General features: G+C 72.9%; 13 protein-coding genes. 4 read left to right on the top strand and 9 right to left on the bottom strand.

The features are described from left to right. Positions 1-37: 37 nt before the first annotated feature. A complete protein-coding gene (locus I4I78_RS02360; protein WP_218609495.1) occupies positions 38-1,390 on the bottom strand; it encodes a dicarboxylate/amino acid:cation symporter in 1,353 nt (450 codons plus the stop codon). 286 nt (positions 1,391-1,676) lie between these two features. Beyond that, positions 1,677-2,429 (bottom strand): SDR family NAD(P)-dependent oxidoreductase, encoded by a 753-nt coding sequence (locus I4I78_RS02355; RefSeq protein ID WP_218609494.1) that lies wholly within the window; start codon positions 2,427-2,429, stop codon positions 1,677-1,679. A 213-nt stretch (positions 2,430-2,642) separates the two neighbouring features. Here I4I78_RS02355 and I4I78_RS02350 point away from each other — a divergent pair, with 213 nt between their 5' ends. From I4I78_RS02350 to I4I78_RS02340, 3 genes are all read left to right on the top strand, one after another. Further along, on the top strand, positions 2,643-3,776 hold the full coding sequence (locus I4I78_RS02350; protein ID WP_218609493.1) for an inorganic phosphate transporter: 1,134 nt from the start codon (positions 2,643-2,645) through the stop codon (positions 3,774-3,776). A 15-nt stretch (positions 3,777-3,791) separates the two neighbouring features. After that, positions 3,792-4,040, top strand: a complete 249-nt coding sequence (locus I4I78_RS02345; RefSeq protein ID WP_218609492.1) for a hypothetical protein — start codon at positions 3,792-3,794, stop codon at positions 4,038-4,040. Positions 4,041-4,256: 216 nt separating this feature from the next. Continuing rightward, positions 4,257-6,065 (top strand): MFS transporter, encoded by a 1,809-nt coding sequence (locus I4I78_RS02340; protein ID WP_218609491.1) that lies wholly within the window; start codon positions 4,257-4,259, stop codon positions 6,063-6,065. A 98-nt stretch (positions 6,066-6,163) separates the two neighbouring features. Here I4I78_RS02340 and I4I78_RS02335 read toward each other — a convergent pair whose 3' ends face one another. The 5 genes from I4I78_RS02335 to I4I78_RS02315 all read right to left on the bottom strand — a co-directional run bounded on the left by I4I78_RS02335 (position 6,164) and on the right by I4I78_RS02315 (position 12,402). After that, the gene (locus I4I78_RS02335; RefSeq protein WP_218609490.1) at positions 6,164-7,945 is read right to left on the bottom strand and encodes an acyl-CoA dehydrogenase; all 1,782 of its coding nucleotides are present in this window, start codon (positions 7,943-7,945) and stop codon (positions 6,164-6,166) included. A 12-nt stretch (positions 7,946-7,957) separates the two neighbouring features. Continuing rightward, positions 7,958-8,098, bottom strand: a complete 141-nt coding sequence (locus tag I4I78_RS02330; protein WP_218609489.1) for a hypothetical protein — start codon at positions 8,096-8,098, stop codon at positions 7,958-7,960. Between the two features lie 78 nt (positions 8,099-8,176). Next, positions 8,177-9,658, bottom strand: coding sequence for an alkaline phosphatase PhoX (locus I4I78_RS02325; protein ID WP_218609488.1), 1,482 nt, complete (start codon positions 9,656-9,658; stop codon positions 8,177-8,179). Between the two features lie 207 nt (positions 9,659-9,865). After that, entirely contained in the window at positions 9,866-11,188 is a 1,323-nt protein-coding gene (locus tag I4I78_RS02320; RefSeq protein ID WP_218609487.1) for an MFS transporter, read from the bottom strand. Further along, on the bottom strand, positions 11,185-12,402 hold the full coding sequence (locus I4I78_RS02315) for a M20 family metallopeptidase (RefSeq protein ID WP_218609486.1): 1,218 nt from the start codon (positions 12,400-12,402) through the stop codon (positions 11,185-11,187). Before I4I78_RS02315 ends, I4I78_RS02320 begins: the two co-directional genes overlap by 4 nt. Positions 12,403-12,533: 131 nt before the next feature. Between I4I78_RS02315 and I4I78_RS02310 the strand changes: the two genes are divergently transcribed. Further along, positions 12,534-13,559, top strand: coding sequence for an Lrp/AsnC family transcriptional regulator (locus tag I4I78_RS02310; protein ID WP_218609485.1), 1,026 nt, complete (start codon positions 12,534-12,536; stop codon positions 13,557-13,559). A 10-nt stretch (positions 13,560-13,569) separates the two neighbouring features. Here I4I78_RS02310 and I4I78_RS33655 read toward each other — a convergent pair whose 3' ends face one another. Together I4I78_RS33655 and I4I78_RS02300 are read right to left on the bottom strand one after the other, a co-directional pair. Continuing rightward, on the bottom strand, positions 13,570-14,745 hold the full coding sequence (locus I4I78_RS33655) for an acyl-CoA dehydrogenase family protein (RefSeq protein ID WP_218609484.1): 1,176 nt from the start codon (positions 14,743-14,745) through the stop codon (positions 13,570-13,572). After that, on the bottom strand, positions 14,738-15,882 hold a 1,145-nt coding region (locus I4I78_RS02300), incomplete at its 5' end, for an acyl-CoA dehydrogenase family protein (protein WP_218609483.1). The genes I4I78_RS33655 and I4I78_RS02300, both read right to left, overlap by 8 nt.

The following is a 15,882-nucleotide window of genomic DNA, read 5'->3' as shown; positions in this document are numbered from 1 at the left end:
GGCGGGCGGGGAACCTCGCACGCCCGGCCGGCCGGCATCAGCGGTCGACGAGCTCGCGCTCCGGCTCCCGGACCGGGGCCGCGTCGAGGTCGACCGGCTCCACCTCTCCGCGCGCGACCCGCTCGTCGAGCAGGCCCTCCTGCTTCGCCACGACGACCGGGACGGTGATCTGGCCGGCGACGTTCGTCGCGGTACGCATCATGTCCATGATCGGGTCGATGCCGTAGACGACCGCGATCCCGACCGCGATCACCTGCGGCGGCATGCCGATCGCGCCCAGGGTCAGCGTGAGCATGGTGAACCAACCGGTGGTCCCGGCCGTCGCGAGCGCGCCGAACACGGCCACCGCGACGATCACCAGGTACTGCCAGAGTGCGAGCTGCACGCCGGTGACGTGCGCGATGAAGATGGTGGCCAGCGCCGGGTAGACCGCGGCGCAGCCGTCCATCTTCGTGGTGCTGCCCAGCGGGACGGCGAAACCGGCGTAGCCCGGGTCCACCCCGAGGTCGACGGCGGCCTTGCGGGACAACGGCAGCGACGCACTCGACGAGCGGGACACGAACGCGAACTGCAGCGTCGGCCAGGTGACGGAGAAGAATCGCCGCGGGCTGACCCCGGCGACGTAGCGCAGCAGGATCGGGTACACGACGAACAGCACCAGCGCGCAGCCGACGTAGACGGTGACGACCAGGCTCAGCAGCGACTGGACGAACCCGGTGCCGTAGCTGGCGAACGCGTTGCCGATCAGGCCGAGCACGCCGATCGGGGCCAGCTTCACGATCCAGCCGATGATCTTCTGGATGATCTCGAACGCGGAGCGGGTGAACGCCACGAACGGCTCCGCCCGGTCCCCGAGCGCGTAGGCGGCGACGCCGATCAGCAGCGCGAGGAACACGACCTGCAGGATCTCGCCCTCGGAGAAGGCGCTGAAGAAGTTCTCCGGGATCAGCCCGGAGAGCACCGAGTCCCAGGAGCCCTGGGTCTTGCCCTGCACGGTGGCCAGCGAGTCCGGGTCCGCGGCGGCGGTGATGCCCTGACCGGGACGGGCGATCAGGCCGATCGCGAGCCCGATCAGTACCGCGACCAGCGAGGTACCGGCGAACCAGGCCACTGTCCGCCCGCCCAGCCGCGCGGCCGTGCGACCGCCCCCGAGGTTGCGCAGGCTGACGATGCCGACGACGATCGCGGCGAACACCAGCGGGATGACGGTGAGCTGCAGCAACCCGGTGAACAGGGTGCCGATCGTGTCCAGTGTGGAGGCGAGCCACTCGGCACCGGTGGTGCGCGCGACCAGCCCGAGGACGGCGCCGAGGACGAGCCCGCCCAGGGTGAGCAGGGCGAAGGTGCGCGGCCGGGACCAGGCTCGGGCCGCGCGGGTGATCACAGACATGGGGTGCTCCGGGAGTTCAGGGACGGGCGGGTCGACGGGCCGGTGACCCCGGACAGCCGCTCGACCGCCGTCGTCCGTAGTCGATGACCCGGCGACGCGTCAGACCCTCACCCACAGCCACGCTCCCCCCGCACCCCGTCTGCAACGCACCACACGCGCGGACCCATTCCACTCCGACCCTGTAACGAGCGGCACTGTCGTCGCAAGAGGGCGCCGAGACCCGCAACGACCGGCGCTCTCGTCGGACCGGTTGCGACGAGAGCGCCGGTCGCTCAGAAGGGGTGGGTCACCGGGCGAGGAAGCCGCCGTCGACCGGGTAGTAGGCGCCCGTGACGAACGAGGCGGCGTCGCTGGCCAGGAACGTCGTCACCGCGGCCACCTCCTCCGGGCGGCCCAGGCGCCCCGGCGCGTGCCGCTGCTCGATCTCGGCACGCTGCGCGTCGTCGATCCGCGCGGCCAGCAGCGGGGTGTCGATGTAGCCGGGCCCGACGGCGTTCACCCGGATCCCGTCCGCGGCGTGCTCCCACGCCGCGGCCCGGGTGAGCCCGACGACGCCGTGCTTGGCCGCGACGTAGGCGCCGCTGTTCGGCGACCCGACCTGCCCCAGCACCGAGGCGATCGCCACGATCGACCCGCCGGACCGGTGCGCGCGCATCGCCTGCACCGCGGAGCGCATGGTGTGGAACACCCCGTCCAGGTTCACCCCCATCACGTGCCGCCAGTTCTCGTCCGGGTAGTCACCGGTCGGGGCCGGTACGCCCGCCACCCCGGCGTTGAGCACGGCCACGTCGAGGCGGCCCAGATCCGCGGAGACCGCCTGCATCGCGGCCTGGACCGCGCCCGGGTCGGCGACGTCGACGACGGCTCCGTGGTGCCTCTCGCCCAGGGCGGCGCGCACGCTCTCGACCCGGCCGGCGTCGAGGTCCCACACCGACACCGTCGCCCCGGAGTGCGCGAGTGCCTGCGCGCACGCCAGCCCGATCCCGGACGCTCCCCCGGTGACGACCGCCACCCGTCCGCCGAGCTGAAAGTCGATCATTTGTGGTCCCCGTTCCCGGGCAACGCCGCCCGACTGATTCCGGAACATTCCTCGAATGCCTTGTGGTCCGTTTCGTCCCGTGCCGGATGCCGCCCCGGACATGCATCCCGTCGATCTCGCGTCCACTCCGCGTTCACGGTATCGACCTAGCGTTCCCGTGGTCGGTCCCGTCCGGGATTCCGCTCACCGCCGGCGCCCTCTGGAGCGCACCTCATGGATCTCTCCCTCATCGTGGTCGCGGTCGTCGTGACCGCACTCGTGTTCGACTTCACCAACGGTTTCCACGACACGGCCAATGCGATGGCCACGTCGATCGCGACGAAGGCGATGTCGCCCAAGGTGGCGGTCACCGTCGCCGGGGCGCTGAACCTGGTCGGCGCGTTCCTGTCGGTCGAGGTCGCCAGGACCATCTCCAGTGGACTCGTCGACGAGACCCGCATCAGCCCCGTCGTGATCTTCGCCGGTCTCGTCGGTGCGATCATGTGGAACCTGCTCACCTGGCTTCTCGGGCTCCCGTCCAGCTCCTCGCACGCCCTGTTCGGCGGCCTGATCGGTGCCACCCTCGTGGCCGCCGGGACGGGTGCGGTCCAGTTCGGCGCCGTGTTCACCAAGGTCGTCCTGCCCGCGGTGATCTCGCCGATCCTGGCCGGTGTGATCGCGATGCTGGCGACCTACCTGGCCTACCGCACCACGGCCAGGGCCGACGACGGCACCGTGAAGAAGGGCTTCAAGGCCGGGCAGATCCTGTCCGCGTCCATGGTCGCGCTCGCGCACGGCACGAACGACGCGCAGAAGACGATGGGCGTCATCACCCTGACCCTGATCACCGCCGGCGCGCTGCCGACCGGCTCCGGCCCGCCGTTCTGGGTGATCTTCTCGGCCGGTCTGGCGATCGCGCTGGGGACCTACATCGGCGGCTGGCGGATCATCCGGACCCTCGGCAAGCGGGTCAGCGAGATCGAGACCCCGCAGGGCTTCGCGGCCGAGACCAGCGCCGCGACCATCATCCTCGCCTCGTCGCACCTGGGGTTCGCGCTCTCGACGACGCAGGTCGCCACCGGTGCGATCTTCGGCGCCGGGGCCGGGAAGCGGGCCGCGGGCGTGCAGTGGGGCGTGGCGGGCCGGATGGCGCTGGCCTGGATCGTCACACTGCCCGCCGCGGCCGCGGTCGGCGCCGTCGCGGCCTGGGTCGCCTCCCGGGGCACCGCCGGCACGATCGTCGTGGCGGTCGTCGCGATCGCCCTGGCGGCCGGGATCTACGCGGCCTCGCGCCGCAACCCGGTCACCGCGGACAACGTCAACGACGTCCCGTCGCCGGCCCCGGTGCCGGCCGGCGCACCGGCCTGAGGGAGAGCATCCGAGATGAAGATCGATTGGGCATCTCTGGGCACGGTCGCCCTGGTCTCGCTGGCCGTCTCGGTGGCGGTCGTCGCGCTGGTCTCGTTCGCGCTGGTCGGGCTCTCGGCCCGGGCGAGGGCGAACGCGGTGGGCGGGCCGGACGACGGCGCACCGCCGCCGATGAACCCGGCGCTCGGAACGGCGGTGTCCGGGGTCTGCCTGCTCGCCGTCGCCGCGATCGTCGTCTACGGGTTGTACGTGATCGTGGCCTGAACGGGCACCGGATCCTGCGGGGTCCGGCTGCGGATCCGACTCCGGAGAATCGTGCGCACCCGGGGGAATTCCCGCGGGTGCGTGCGCCGTTGTGAACGTCGGGACCGAAATGTACTGGACCTGAACCGCGGTCGAGGTCATACGGTCGTCCCCACCCGGGCGACATCGCCGTCGTCCTTCCCGAGCACGTCCGATCGTGAAGGACCTCCTCTTCCCATGCCCTCATCGGTCCGCCGCTGGTGGATTCTCGCCGTGATCGGGATCGCCCAGCTCATGGTGATCCTGGACAACACCATCGTGAACATCGCGCTGCCCTCGGCGCAGCTCGACCTGGGTTTCACCGACCCGCAGCGGCAGTGGATCGTCACCGCCTACGCGCTGTCGTTCGGCAGCCTGCTGCTGCTCGGCGGGCGTCTCTCGGACGTGTTCGGACGCCGCGGCGCCTTCGTGGTCGGCCTGGTCGGCTTCGCCGTCGCCTCGATCCTCGGCGGCCTGAGCCCCAGCTTCGAGGTGCTGGTCGCGGCACGGGTGCTGCAGGGCGTGTTCGGTGCGCTGCTCGCGCCGGCCGCGCTGTCGCTGCTCACCACGACGTTCCCGAGCGGGAAGGACCGGGCCACCGCGTTCGGCGTGTTCAGTGCCGTGGCCGGCTCCGGAGCCGCGCTCGGGCTGCTGCTCGGTGGCGCGCTCACCCAGTTCGTGGACTGGCGCTGGTGCCTCTACGTCAACGCGGTGTTCGCCGTGGCCGCGATCATCGGGGCGTTGCTGTTCATGCCGGCCGTACCGGCGCCCGAGAACCGGCCCCGGCTCGACGTCGTCGGCACGGTCCTGGCCAGCGCCGGGCTGTTCTGCCTGGTCTACGGGCTGGGCAGCGCGGAGAGCGACGGCTGGTCGTCGCCGTCGGTGTACGTGTTCCTCGCCGCCGGGCTGGTGCTGCTGGTCGCGTTCGTGATCGTGCAACGCCGCGTCGCCTCGCCGCTGCTGCCGCTGCGGGTCCTGCTCGACCGCTACCGCGGCGGGTCGTTCCTGACGATCCTGACGCTGACGCTGGGCATGTTCTCGGTGTCGCTGTTCCTGACGTTCGTGCTGCAGCAGAACCTCGGCTTCTCCCCGCTGCTCTCCGGTCTCGCGTTCCTGCCGATGGTCGCGAGCATCGTGACCACCTCCACGACGATCCCCTCGACCGTGCTGCCCCGGATCGGTCCCAAGCCGCTGATCTTCACCGGTCTGCTGCTCGGGTCGGGCGCGATGTTCTGGCTCTCCTTCCTGGACTCGGGGTCCAGCTACGCGGGTTCGATCGTCGGGCCGATGATCCTGATGGGCCTGGGCATGGGTACCGCCATGTCCACCTCGATCAACACCGCGACCCTCGGCGTGCAGCCGCGCGACGCCGGTGTCGCCTCGGCCACGGTCAACACGATGCAGCAGGTGGGCGGCTCGGTCGGCACGGCGCTACTGTCCAGTGTGGCCGGCACGGCGGGTGCGGCGTTCGTCGTCTCGACCGGGTCGTCGCCGCTGGACGGCACGCTGCACGGCTACGCGGTCGCGTTCCTGGTGGCCTCCGCGGTCTTCCTGGTCGCGGCCGTGGTGTGCGGGGCGATCGTCCCGTTCGGCCGCCCGCACCGCATCCGCAGCGACGCGGAGGAGGCGGCCGCCGTCACCACGCCCGCCGGGGGCGACGACTTCTCGCAGGCCCCGGGCGGGGATCCGGAGCACGAACCGGCTCTCCCCGGACACGGCGGGCGCGTCCCGGGGCCCGGCCCGGCGCTGGTCGGACAGGTGCACGGGGTGGACGACGCCGCCCCTGGCACCGTGCTGACGCTGATCGACGCCACGAACGGCCGTCAGGTCGCCCGCGCCGTCACCGACGCCCACGGCCGCTACCGCCTCGACGCGCCGCGGCCGGGCAGCTACACGGTCGTCGCCAACGCGCCCGGGCACCGGCCGGTGGCTGAGCGGCACTCGCTGACCGCCGAGGCCCGCGAGGCCGCCGTCCACCTGCAGCCGCTGGCGACGCTCCCGGCCTGACCGCACCGATCCGCACCCCGTACGGCGATCCGCACCCGCTGTAGGGGGTGCGGATCGCAGCGGGAGGTGCGGATCGGCCAGGAGTGATCAGGGCCGGGTCAGAACCACTCGTCGCGCATGTCGAGGGTGGTGCGGTCGAGGGAGGCGAGCAGGTCCAGCTGCGGGTACACCTTCGGGAGCTCGTAGCGCAGGAAGTAGCGGGCGGCGGAGCGCTTGCCGTCGTAGAAGTCGCCCTCGCGACCGGCGGCGGCCAGGACCTGCTCCACCCACATCCACGCGACGACGACGTGCCCGACGGCCTCCAGGTAGACCGAGGAGTTCGCCAGCGTGACGGCCGGGTCCCCGGCCGCCCCCAGCGCCGCGGTCACCTCGCCGACCCGCCTCACCGCGGCGTCGAGGTCCTCGGCCGGCTCGGCGGCCTCCCCGCCGGCGGCGCGCGCCTTCTCGACGGTCTCACCGATGGTCGAGGTGAGCAGCTCCAGCCCCGCGCCGCCGGACATGACGACCTTGCGGCCCAGCAGGTCCATGCCCTGGATGCCGTGTGTGCCCTCGTGGATCGCGTTGAGCCGGTTGTCCCGGTAGAGCTGCTCGACGTCGTACTCGCGGGTGTAGCCGTAGCCGCCGTGGATCTGGATGGCCAGGTCGTTCGCGGCCAGGCACCACTGCGACGGCCAGCTCTTCGCGATCGGGGTGAGCACCTCGAGCAGCAGCGTCGCCCGCGCCCGGTCGTCGGCGGTCGCGCCGGTGGACTCCTCGTCGAGCAGCCTTCCGCAGTACAGGTTCAGCGCGAGCGCGCCCTCCACGTAGGACTTCGCGGCCAGCAGCATCCGACGGACATCGGCGTGGGCGATGATCGGCACCTGCGGCGCGGCCGGGTCCTTCGCCCCGGCCGGGCGACCCTGTGGGCGGCTGCGGGCGTAGTCCAGGGCGTGCAGGTACCCGGCGTAGCCCAGCGCCGTCGCGCCCGCCCCGACCCCGACGCGGGCCTCGTTCATCATGTGGAACATGTAGGTCAGCCCGCGGTGCGCCTCACCGACCAGGTACCCGACCGCGCCCGGCTCGCCGCCGGGCCTCGAGCGCCCCTCGCCGAAGTTGAGCAGCGTGTTCACGGTGCCGCGGTAGCCCATCTTGTGGTTGAGCCCGGCCAGCGCGACGTCGTTGCGCTCTCCGTTCTGCAGGATGCGCGGGACGACGAACAGCGAGATCCCCTTCACCCCCGGCGGGCCGCCGGGGATCTTGGCCAGCACCAGGTGCACGATGTTCTCGCTCAGGTCGTGCTCGCCGCCGGAGATCCACATCTTGTTGCCGGTCAGGCGGTACGTGCCGTCGTCACGCGGCTCGGCGCGGGTGGTGACGTCGGCCAGCGACGACCCGGCCTGCGGCTCGGACAGGCACATCGTCCCGAAGTAGCGGCCCTCGACCATGGGCGTCACCCAGGTCTCGATCTGCTCGGGCGTCCCGTGCGCGCGCAGCAGGTTCGCCGCGGCGATCGTCAGGAACGGGTAGGCCGCGGTGCCGACGTTGGCGGCGTGGAACCAGGCGAAGCACGCCTGTGCGACGACGGCGGGCATCTGCATGCCGCCGACATCGGCGTCCATCCCGGCGCCGACGATCCCGGTCCCGGCGAACACGTCGAGCGCGGCCTTCACCTCGTCCGGGATCGTCACCGACCCGCCGTCGAACGTCGGCTCGGCCGAGTCGGAGATCTTGCGGTGGGTGGCGAAGTGCTCGGTGGCGACGTCGGTGGCCAGGTCCAACGCCGCGTCGAACGTGTCGCGGCCGTGCTCGGCGTAGCGCTCCCGCCCGGTCAGCGACTCGACGTCGAGCCACTCGTAGAGCAGGAAGTCCAGGTCACGGCGGGACAGCAGCAGCGAGCGCACCCCGCCACGATGTCACGGCGGCGCCGGGATCGCCTCGCCACACCGCTCGCACACCGTCGGCGGGTCCTCGACGGCGAACAGGCCGCACTCCGGGCAGACCCGGCTCATCCAGCAGGCCGGGTCGCCGCCCTCGTCACCACCCGCGGTATCCATGCCCGCCACGGTAGGGCGCCCGGCCCGGTCGTGCGCGGACATCGCTGCCGGGGCGGCGACATCCGCGCACGGGCGGTGTCAGCGCGGACCGCGGCGCCAGGGGCCGGTGATCGCCAGCACGTGGCCGGGCGACTGGATCCCGGCGAACAGGAACCTGCCGTTCGGGCTGAACGTCGGCCCGGCGAACTCGCTGCCGTTGAGGTCGTTGCGGGCCAGCGCGTAGGAGGTCCCCTCGTCGCTGACCCCGATCAGGTGCTGGACACCCTCGCCGTCCTCGGCGACCACGACCCCGCCGTAGGGCGAGACGGTGATGTTGTCCGGGCCGTCGAAGTTGGTGCCGTCCTCGTCCGGGCTCTCGTTCACCGTGAAGATCGTCTTCAGGGTGATCTGCTTGCGGCCGGGCTCGTAGAACCAGATCTGGCCGTCGTGGGCGTTGGCGCTGCCGTCGTCGACGCGGGCGTAGCTGGCGACGATGTACGCGCCGCCGTCGCCCCACCACGCGCCCTCGAACTTGCGGCTGCGGGTGACCCGGTCGGCCGGCAGCTGCTTGCGGGTGGAGGTGTCGGCGGCGAGCCGGTCCGGGACGTCGACCCACTCGACCGAGTACCGGGTCCCCGGCTGGGTGGCCTCGGACAGGTCCCGGACGTGCTGGCTGCCCCGCGTGCAGCGCATCGCCTGCAGGCCGCCCGCGGCGTCACCGACGGTCTCGGCGAGCTTCTTGAGCTCCCACTTGCGTCCCTTGAAGCCCTTCGGCGGGGTCCAGCGGTAGAGGAGCCCGTTCGGGTCCGAGGCGTCCTCGGTGAGGTAGATGTCCTTCGTCCGCGGGTCCACCGCGACGGCCTCGTGGGCGAAGCGCCCGAGGAACGTCAGCGGGACGGGGCTGTTGCCGGGGTTCTCCGAGCCGACCGGGCTGACCTCGAAGACGAAGCCGTGGTCCTTCGTCAGCGGGCCGCCGGCCTTGGACTCGGTCTCCTCGCAGGTCAGCCACGTGTCCCACGGGGTGATCCCGCCGGCGCAGTTGACCGCGGTGCCGGCCACGCTGACGTACTCGGCGAGGCGCTCCCCGTCCGGGCCCACGCTGATGTTGGTGGTGCCGCCCGCGGCGCCCGGGTCGTAGGTCAGCCCGGGCCGGGTGGGCACCCGGTGGGCCTCGCTGCCGTCGAGCTCGTGGTTGTTGACCAGCGTGACGTTGCGACCGTCGCGGAAGCAGCCGGTGCCGTCGGTGTCGCTCGGGGTGGGCTCCCCGCCGTCGGTCAGCGTCGTGACGCCCGCCTCGGCGACGATCTTGTAGGAGAAGCCCTTCGGCAGCGCCAGGACCTTGCGCGGGTCGGCGACCACCGGCCCGTAGCCGGACGCGGCGCGGGTGGGGGCGGCCGACGCGGTGGTCCCGGCGATCGCGTCGATGCTGCCGGCGAAGGCGATGCCCAGACCGGTGACGGCCGAGGCGCGCAGGACGGTACGGCGCGTCGCGGTGCGGGATGCGCCGTTGGCGGGGGTGGTGCCAGGGGTGGTGGTGTCGTCCGCGGTGGTGCCGGACGAGTGCTCGTGCAGCGAGGTCATGCGTCCCTCTTTCGGGTGTTGCGGGGGGCCGACGGGTGACTCAATCCCGCCGAACCGAACACCGGACCTCCCACCGATGAACCCGCGGTACGGATGATGATGAACAACTGGGGCCGGACCGGTCGGATCGGACACTCCCGCGCCACTCTCGTGACCCACCCGTTCACGCTCCGGAGTGACACCCGTCGGCGCGGCGGCCCGTCATGATCATCCGCGCGTCGGGACGGACTTCTCCCCGACGGTGTTCAGGTCGCATCCCTTCGTCTCCGGCAGCAACCACACGGTCACCCCGGACACCAGCAGCAACGCGATCGCGTAGCCGGTGAACAGCCCGGGATCGCCCTGCTCGGTGAACAGGCTCTGCAGGTAGGGCGCGGTGCCGCCGAACAACGCGACCGCGACCGAGTACGGCACGCCCACTCCCGCCGCACGGATCCCGGTCGGGAAGAGCTCCGCGTAGAGCGCGGGCCCGATCGCCGACCCGGCCGCGATCAGGACCAGTGCGATCGACATGGCCAGGAACAGCGACCAGGCGCTGTCGCCGATCATCGCGTCCAGGGGGTAGAGCAGGACCACCAGCACGGCCAGCGGGCCCAACAGCACCGGTCGGCGTCCGAACCGGTCCGAGAGCGCACCCCACGCCGGCAACGCCAGCACGAACACGACCGTCGCGGCCGACCCCGCCCAGAGGGCCTGCGACGGGTCGATGCCGCGGGAGGCGATCGCGAAGGCGGGCGCCGAGACCGCCCACACGTAGTAGACGACGGTCAGCCCGCATGTCAGCAACACGACCCGGACCATGGCCACCGGCTGCGCCGCCATCCGCCGCCAGATCGGCTCCGCCGGCGCGGCGTCGGCGGCGCGCGTCGCCTCCTCCCGCTCGAACGTCTCGGACTCGCGCATGCGCAGCCGCATCACCAGCGCGTAGAGCCCGAACACACCGCCGATCAGGAACGGGATCCGCCATCCGAAGGCGGCCATCTGGGCCGGGGCCAGCACACCGGCCAGCACGGCGCCGAGAACGGACCCGGCGAGCACCCCGGCCGAGCCGGAGACGTAGATCAGGCTCGACCACAGCCCGCGCCTGCGGGGCGGGGCCATCTCGGCCAGGTACGTCTGTGCGGCCGGGAGCTCACCGCCGTGCGCGAGACCCTGGGCGAGCCGCGCGATCAGCAGCACCGCGGGTGCCGCGATCCCGATCGTGGCGTAGGTCGGGACGAACGCGATCACCAGGCTGCCCCCCGCGGCCGTCGCCACACAGGCGGCCATCGACGCCTTGCGGCCGCGCCGGTCGGCGACCCAGCCGAACAGGAACCCTCCGAACGGGCGGGCCAGGAAGCCCACCGCGAACACCGCGAGCGTCTTGAGCAGCGCGGCGCCCGGGTCGTCCCCGGCGAAGAACTGCGAGGCGAAGAACGCCGAGAACGTCGCGTAGATGTTCCAGTCGAACCACTCCATGGCGTTGCCGGCTCCCACCCCGACGATCGTGCGACGGCGCTCGCGCCGCTGGTCGGGGACGGCGGCGCTCATCGGGCACCGCCGGCCGGCGCCAGGCGGGCGGCGGCCAGGCCGGCGTAGAGCGCTGCGGCGTCGCCGAGCACGGCGTCGTCGAAGCGGGCCAGCGGGGAGTGGTTCATCGGAGCCTGCTGCGGGTCCCGTCCGGCCGGGCACGCCCCCATTCCGAGGAACGCGCCGGGCACCTGCAGCAGGACCTTGGAGAAGTCCTCGGAGCCGCTGACCGGGTTCGGCGCCAGGGCGAAGCGCTCCTCACCGAACAGCCCGGTCGTGACGTCGCGGGCGAAGTCGACCTCGTCGCCGTCGTTGACGGTGCGCGGGTACTCGTCGCGGAACCCGATCTCGACCCCGACGCCGTGCGACGCGGCCACGCCGCGCAGCACCTCCGCGATCACCTCCGGCAGCCGGACCGCGTTCTCGTCCGAGAAGCTGCGTACCGTCGCCTCGAACCGCGCGGTGTCCGGGATGACGTTGCGACGGGTGCCGGCCGAGAGCACGCCCACCGTGAGCACGACCGGGTCGAACATGTCGAACCGGCGGGTGACCATCGTCTGCAACGAGGTGATCATCTCGGCGGCGGCGGTGATCGGGTCGCGGGCGGTGTGCGGGTTCGAGCCGTGCCCGCCGGCGCCGAGCACCGTCACGTCGAGGGCGTGCGAGGCGGACAGGAACACGCCGGGACGGGTGATGACCTGCCCACCGGGGGTCCGGTTCGCGAACACGTGCAGGCCGTAGGCGTGGTCCGGCGTTCGCCCGGCCGCGTCCAGCACACCTTCGTCGAGCATCCGCCCGGCGCCGTCCCAGCCCTCCTCGCCGGGCTGGAACATGAACACGACGTCGCCTGCGAGGTGGTCGCGGTGCCCGGCGAGCAGGCGGGCCGCCCCGAGGAGCGCGCTGGTGTGCAGGTCGTGCCCGCAGGCGTGCATCGTGCCGGTCCGGGCCGCGAAGTCCTCGCCGGAGGCCTCGGCGACCGGCAGCCCGTCCATGTCGCCGCGCAGCAGCACCGACGGCGCCGCGGGCCCGGCACCGGCACCGGTCCCCCGCAGGACCGCGGTCACCGAGGTCGTCGCGGCACCGGTGGAGATCTCCAGGGGCAGCCCGGCCAGGGCGTCGAGGACGCGTTCCTGGGTGCGCGGCAACATCAGGCCGACCTCGGGGTCGCGGTGCAGATCGCGGCGAAGCGCCACCAGGTCCGGGTGCAGTGATCGGGCATCGTCGAGCAGGTCCACGCCGCAGCTCCTCGGTCTCGGCCGGTCCGCGACAGCTCTGTCACGGGGCTGCGGAGAGTGTCCGCACGCCCGCCGCCACGACGCTAGGATCGTCGGTTCCGCTCGTCTCGTCGCAGTGAAGGAGCAGAATCGTGCAGTACGGGCTGACCGAGGACGATCTCGCGCTCGTACACGCGCTGCAGCTGCACCCGCGCGCCGGCTGGGCGTCGCTGGGCCCGGTGCTGGGCTGCCGGCCGGCTGCCCTGGCCCGGCGGTGGCTGCGGTTGCGCTCGCACGGCCTGGCCTGGGTGACGAGCTACCCGGCGGTCACCGGCTCCGCCGCCCCGGTCCAGATCGCGCTGGTGGAGGTGGACTGCGCCCCGGGCAGGCTGGACGAGGTCGCGGCCCGGCTGGACGCGGAACCGGCCGTGATGACCTCCGAGCACGCCGACCGCGGCCGCGACCTGGTCCTGACGGTGAACGCGGGCAGCTTCGCGCAGATGTCCGCGCTGCTGCTGGACCGGATCGGGCAGGTCCCCGGCGTCGTCTCCACGAGAGCGCACCTGAGCGCGGGCATCCATCTGGAAGGTAGCCGCTGGCGTCTGGACGCGCTCGACGCGGCCCAGATCGACGCCGTGCGCGCGTTGCACGCCGCCGACCGGGTGCCTGCCGGACCGCGCCCGGACCCGTTCTCCGCCACCTTCGCCCCGCTGACCCGCGAGCTGAGCCGCGACGGTCGGGTCGGCGCGACCGAGATCGCCCGACGGATCGGGCGCCCGTCCTCGACCGTGCGCCGTCAGCTCGCCGCGCTGCTCCGCTCCGGGGCGCTGGTGTTCCGTTGCGAGGTGGCGCAGCTGCTCACCCGCTGGCCGGTCTGCGTCACCTGGTGGATGCGCATGCCCACCGCCTCGGTCGAGGCGGCGGTGCTCCGGTTGCGCCAGGACGCCCGGGTACGGCTGTGCCTGTCCCTGACCGGGCCGGCGAACCTGCTGGTCACGGCGTGGGCCGGCTCGATGGCAGACCTGGTCCGGATGCAGCACCAGCTCGAGGCGCTGCTCCCGGACGCCCAGATCGTCGATGCCTCGGTCATCCTGCGCACCCGCAAGCGGATGGGGTGGCTGCTGCACCCGGACGGCCGTTGCACCGGCGAGGTGGTCCCGCTGACGGCCCCGGCCTGAGCGCCCGCCCTCAGCCGGTCGCCACCACGGGCGCGCGGAGGCCGCCGAGGGCGTCGAGCACCCGCACCGAGACGACCTCGCGGTAGGCCTCGGCGCTCCCCAGCAACGCGGCGTCGGCGACGGCGCGCTTGTAGTAGAGGTGCGCCGGGTGCTCCCAGGTGAACCCGATGCCGCCGTGCATCTGGATCGCGTCGGCGGCGATCCGGTAGCAGGCGTCCGAGCAGGTCGACTGCGCGATCGCGACGGCGAGCTCCGGGTCGTCGAGCGACGGGTCGGACACCGCCCACGCCGCGTGGTAGGCCGTGGACCGGGCGTGCTCGAGGGCGACCAGCATGTCCGCGCAGCGGTGCTTGACCGCCTGGAACGAGCCGATCGGCCGGCCGAACTGCAGCCGCTCCTTCGCGTAGGCGACGGTGCGGTCGAGCAGGTGCTGGGCCACCCCGACCTGCTCGGCGGCCAGTAGCGCCCCGGCCACGGCGTGGGCGTGCCGGATCGCGCGGTCGGCGTCGGCGCCGGTGGCGACCACCCGACCCTGCGCCCCGTCGAGGTTCACGCGGGCGTGGCGGCGGGTCAGGTCCAGCGACCCGCGGACGGTGATCCGCGCGTCGGCGGCCTCCACCACGACCAGCACCGGGCCGTCCGGGCCCGACGCGGCGACCAGCAGGACGTCGGCCGCCCCGGCGTCCGGGACCTGCTCGACCGTGCCCGAGAGCGTCGTCCGCTCCCCTGCCCCGCTGTGCTGTCCGGAGCCGCCGGCGGCGACCGTCGTCGCGGACGGGTCGTAGGGCGCGAACAGCGCCCCGACGAACGCGGCGGTGCGGGTCCCCTCGGCCAGCGCGGGCAGCAGCTCGTCGCGCACCGGGCCCGCCGGCGACGCGACCAGCGCCGGGATCGCCAACCCGACCGTGCCCAGCAGCGGGCCGCAGAACAACGCCGCACCCAGCTCCTCGGCCGCGATCGCCTGGTCCACCAGCCCGGCCCCGGCACCGCCGAGGTCCTCCGGCACGGCCAGCGCGAGCGCCCCCAGCTCGGAACCGAGCCGGCCCCACAGCACGCGGTCGTAACCGGCGTCGGACTCCATCAGGCGACGCACGGTCGCCTCGTCGCTCTGCCGCTCGCAGAACCGGCGCAGGCCGGCGCGCAGCTCCTCCTGCTCGGGGGAGAAGTCGAACTCGTTCTCAGCCACGGGGCACCTCGCGCCAGGGTCGGTCGGAGTCGGCGCGCATGTCGCCGGGCAGTCCCAGCACGCGTTCGCCCAGGATGTTGCGCATCACCTCGGACGTGCCGCCCTCGATGGTGTTCGCGCGCGAGCGCAGGAACCGCTGCTGCAGCGTGGCGCCCGGGTCGTGCCCTATCCGGTCGGCCCGCCGCATGGTGTAGTCGTCGTAGAGCAGCGCCTCCGGGCCGAGCAGGTCCATGCAGAACTCGTAGACGTCCTGGTTCAGCTCGGCCGCGACCAGCTTGGACACCGAGCCCTCCGGCCCGGGCTGTCCCATGGTGGCGGTGCGGCGGGCGCGGGCCAGGGTCAGACGGTGCGCCTCGGTCTTGGTCCACAGCGCGGCCAGGCGGTCGCGCAGCACCGGGGTGCGCCGCTCCGGCATCGTCGACCACAGGCCGAGCGCCTCGGCGATCGGGCCGGTCCCGCGCTTGCCGGCGGCACCGCCGATCGCGGTGCGCTCGTTCATCAGCGTGGTGATCGCGACCTTCCAGCCGGCCCCGACCTCGCCGAGCCGGTTCGCGTCCGGGATGCGGGCGTCGTTGAGGTAGACCTCGTTGAACTCGGCCTGCCCGGTCATCTGCCGCAGCGGGCGCACGTCGACGCCGGGCTGTGCCATGTCGAGCACGAAGTAGGTCAGCCCACGGTGCTTGGGCTGATCCGGGTCGGTCCGGGCGACGATCATGCCCCAGCGCGAGACGTGCGCCAGCGTCGTCCAGACCTTCTGCCCGTTGAGCACCCACTCGTCGCCGTCGCGCACGGCGGTGGTCGCGAGTCCCGCGACGTCGGAGCCCGCGCCCGGTTCGCTGAACAGCTGGCACCAGATGTCCTCGCAGGTCGCGAGCGGCCGCAGCCAGTCGCGGGCCTGCTGCTCGCTCTGCGCGTACTCGACGACGGTCGGTGCGCCCATGCCGTAGCCGATCGGGTTCAGCGCGAAGCCGCGCGGCCCACCGGCGTCGGTGACGATCCCGTCCACGACGGACTGCAGCCCGCGCGAGAGCCCCAGCCCACCCCGGCCCTCCGGGAAGTTCACCCAGGCCAGGCCCGCGTCGTAGAGCGCGCCGAGCAGCTCCTCGCGGGGTACCGACCGGGGGTCGTGCTCGGCGA

Origin of the sequence: Pseudonocardia sp. KRD291, from assembly GCF_019263595.1 — a bacterium.
Classification (GTDB): domain Bacteria; phylum Actinomycetota; class Actinomycetes; order Mycobacteriales; family Pseudonocardiaceae; genus Pseudonocardia.
This window is presented reverse-complemented; position numbering and strand designations above follow the sequence as displayed.

What these genes read in the sequence shown, in the direction of transcription:
- I4I78_RS02360 (WP_218609495.1), bottom strand. Translation starts at nt 1,390, where the DNA reads ATGTCTGTGATCACCCGCGCGGCCCGAGCCTGGTCCCGGCCGCGCACC.
- I4I78_RS02355 (WP_218609494.1), bottom strand. Translation starts at nt 2,429, where the DNA reads ATGATCGACTTTCAGCTCGGCGGACGGGTGGCGGTCGTCACCGGGGGA.
- I4I78_RS02350 (WP_218609493.1), top strand. Translation starts at nt 2,643, where the DNA reads ATGGATCTCTCCCTCATCGTGGTCGCGGTCGTCGTGACCGCACTCGTG.
- I4I78_RS02345 (WP_218609492.1), top strand. Translation starts at nt 3,792, where the DNA reads ATGAAGATCGATTGGGCATCTCTGGGCACGGTCGCCCTGGTCTCGCTG.
- I4I78_RS02340 (WP_218609491.1), top strand. Translation starts at nt 4,257, where the DNA reads ATGCCCTCATCGGTCCGCCGCTGGTGGATTCTCGCCGTGATCGGGATC.
- I4I78_RS02330 (WP_218609489.1), bottom strand. Translation starts at nt 8,098, where the DNA reads ATGGATACCGCGGGTGGTGACGAGGGCGGCGACCCGGCCTGCTGGATG.
- I4I78_RS02325 (WP_218609488.1), bottom strand. Translation starts at nt 9,658, where the DNA reads ATGACCTCGCTGCACGAGCACTCGTCCGGCACCACCGCGGACGACACC.
- I4I78_RS02320 (WP_218609487.1), bottom strand. Translation starts at nt 11,188, where the DNA reads ATGAGCGCCGCCGTCCCCGACCAGCGGCGCGAGCGCCGTCGCACGATC.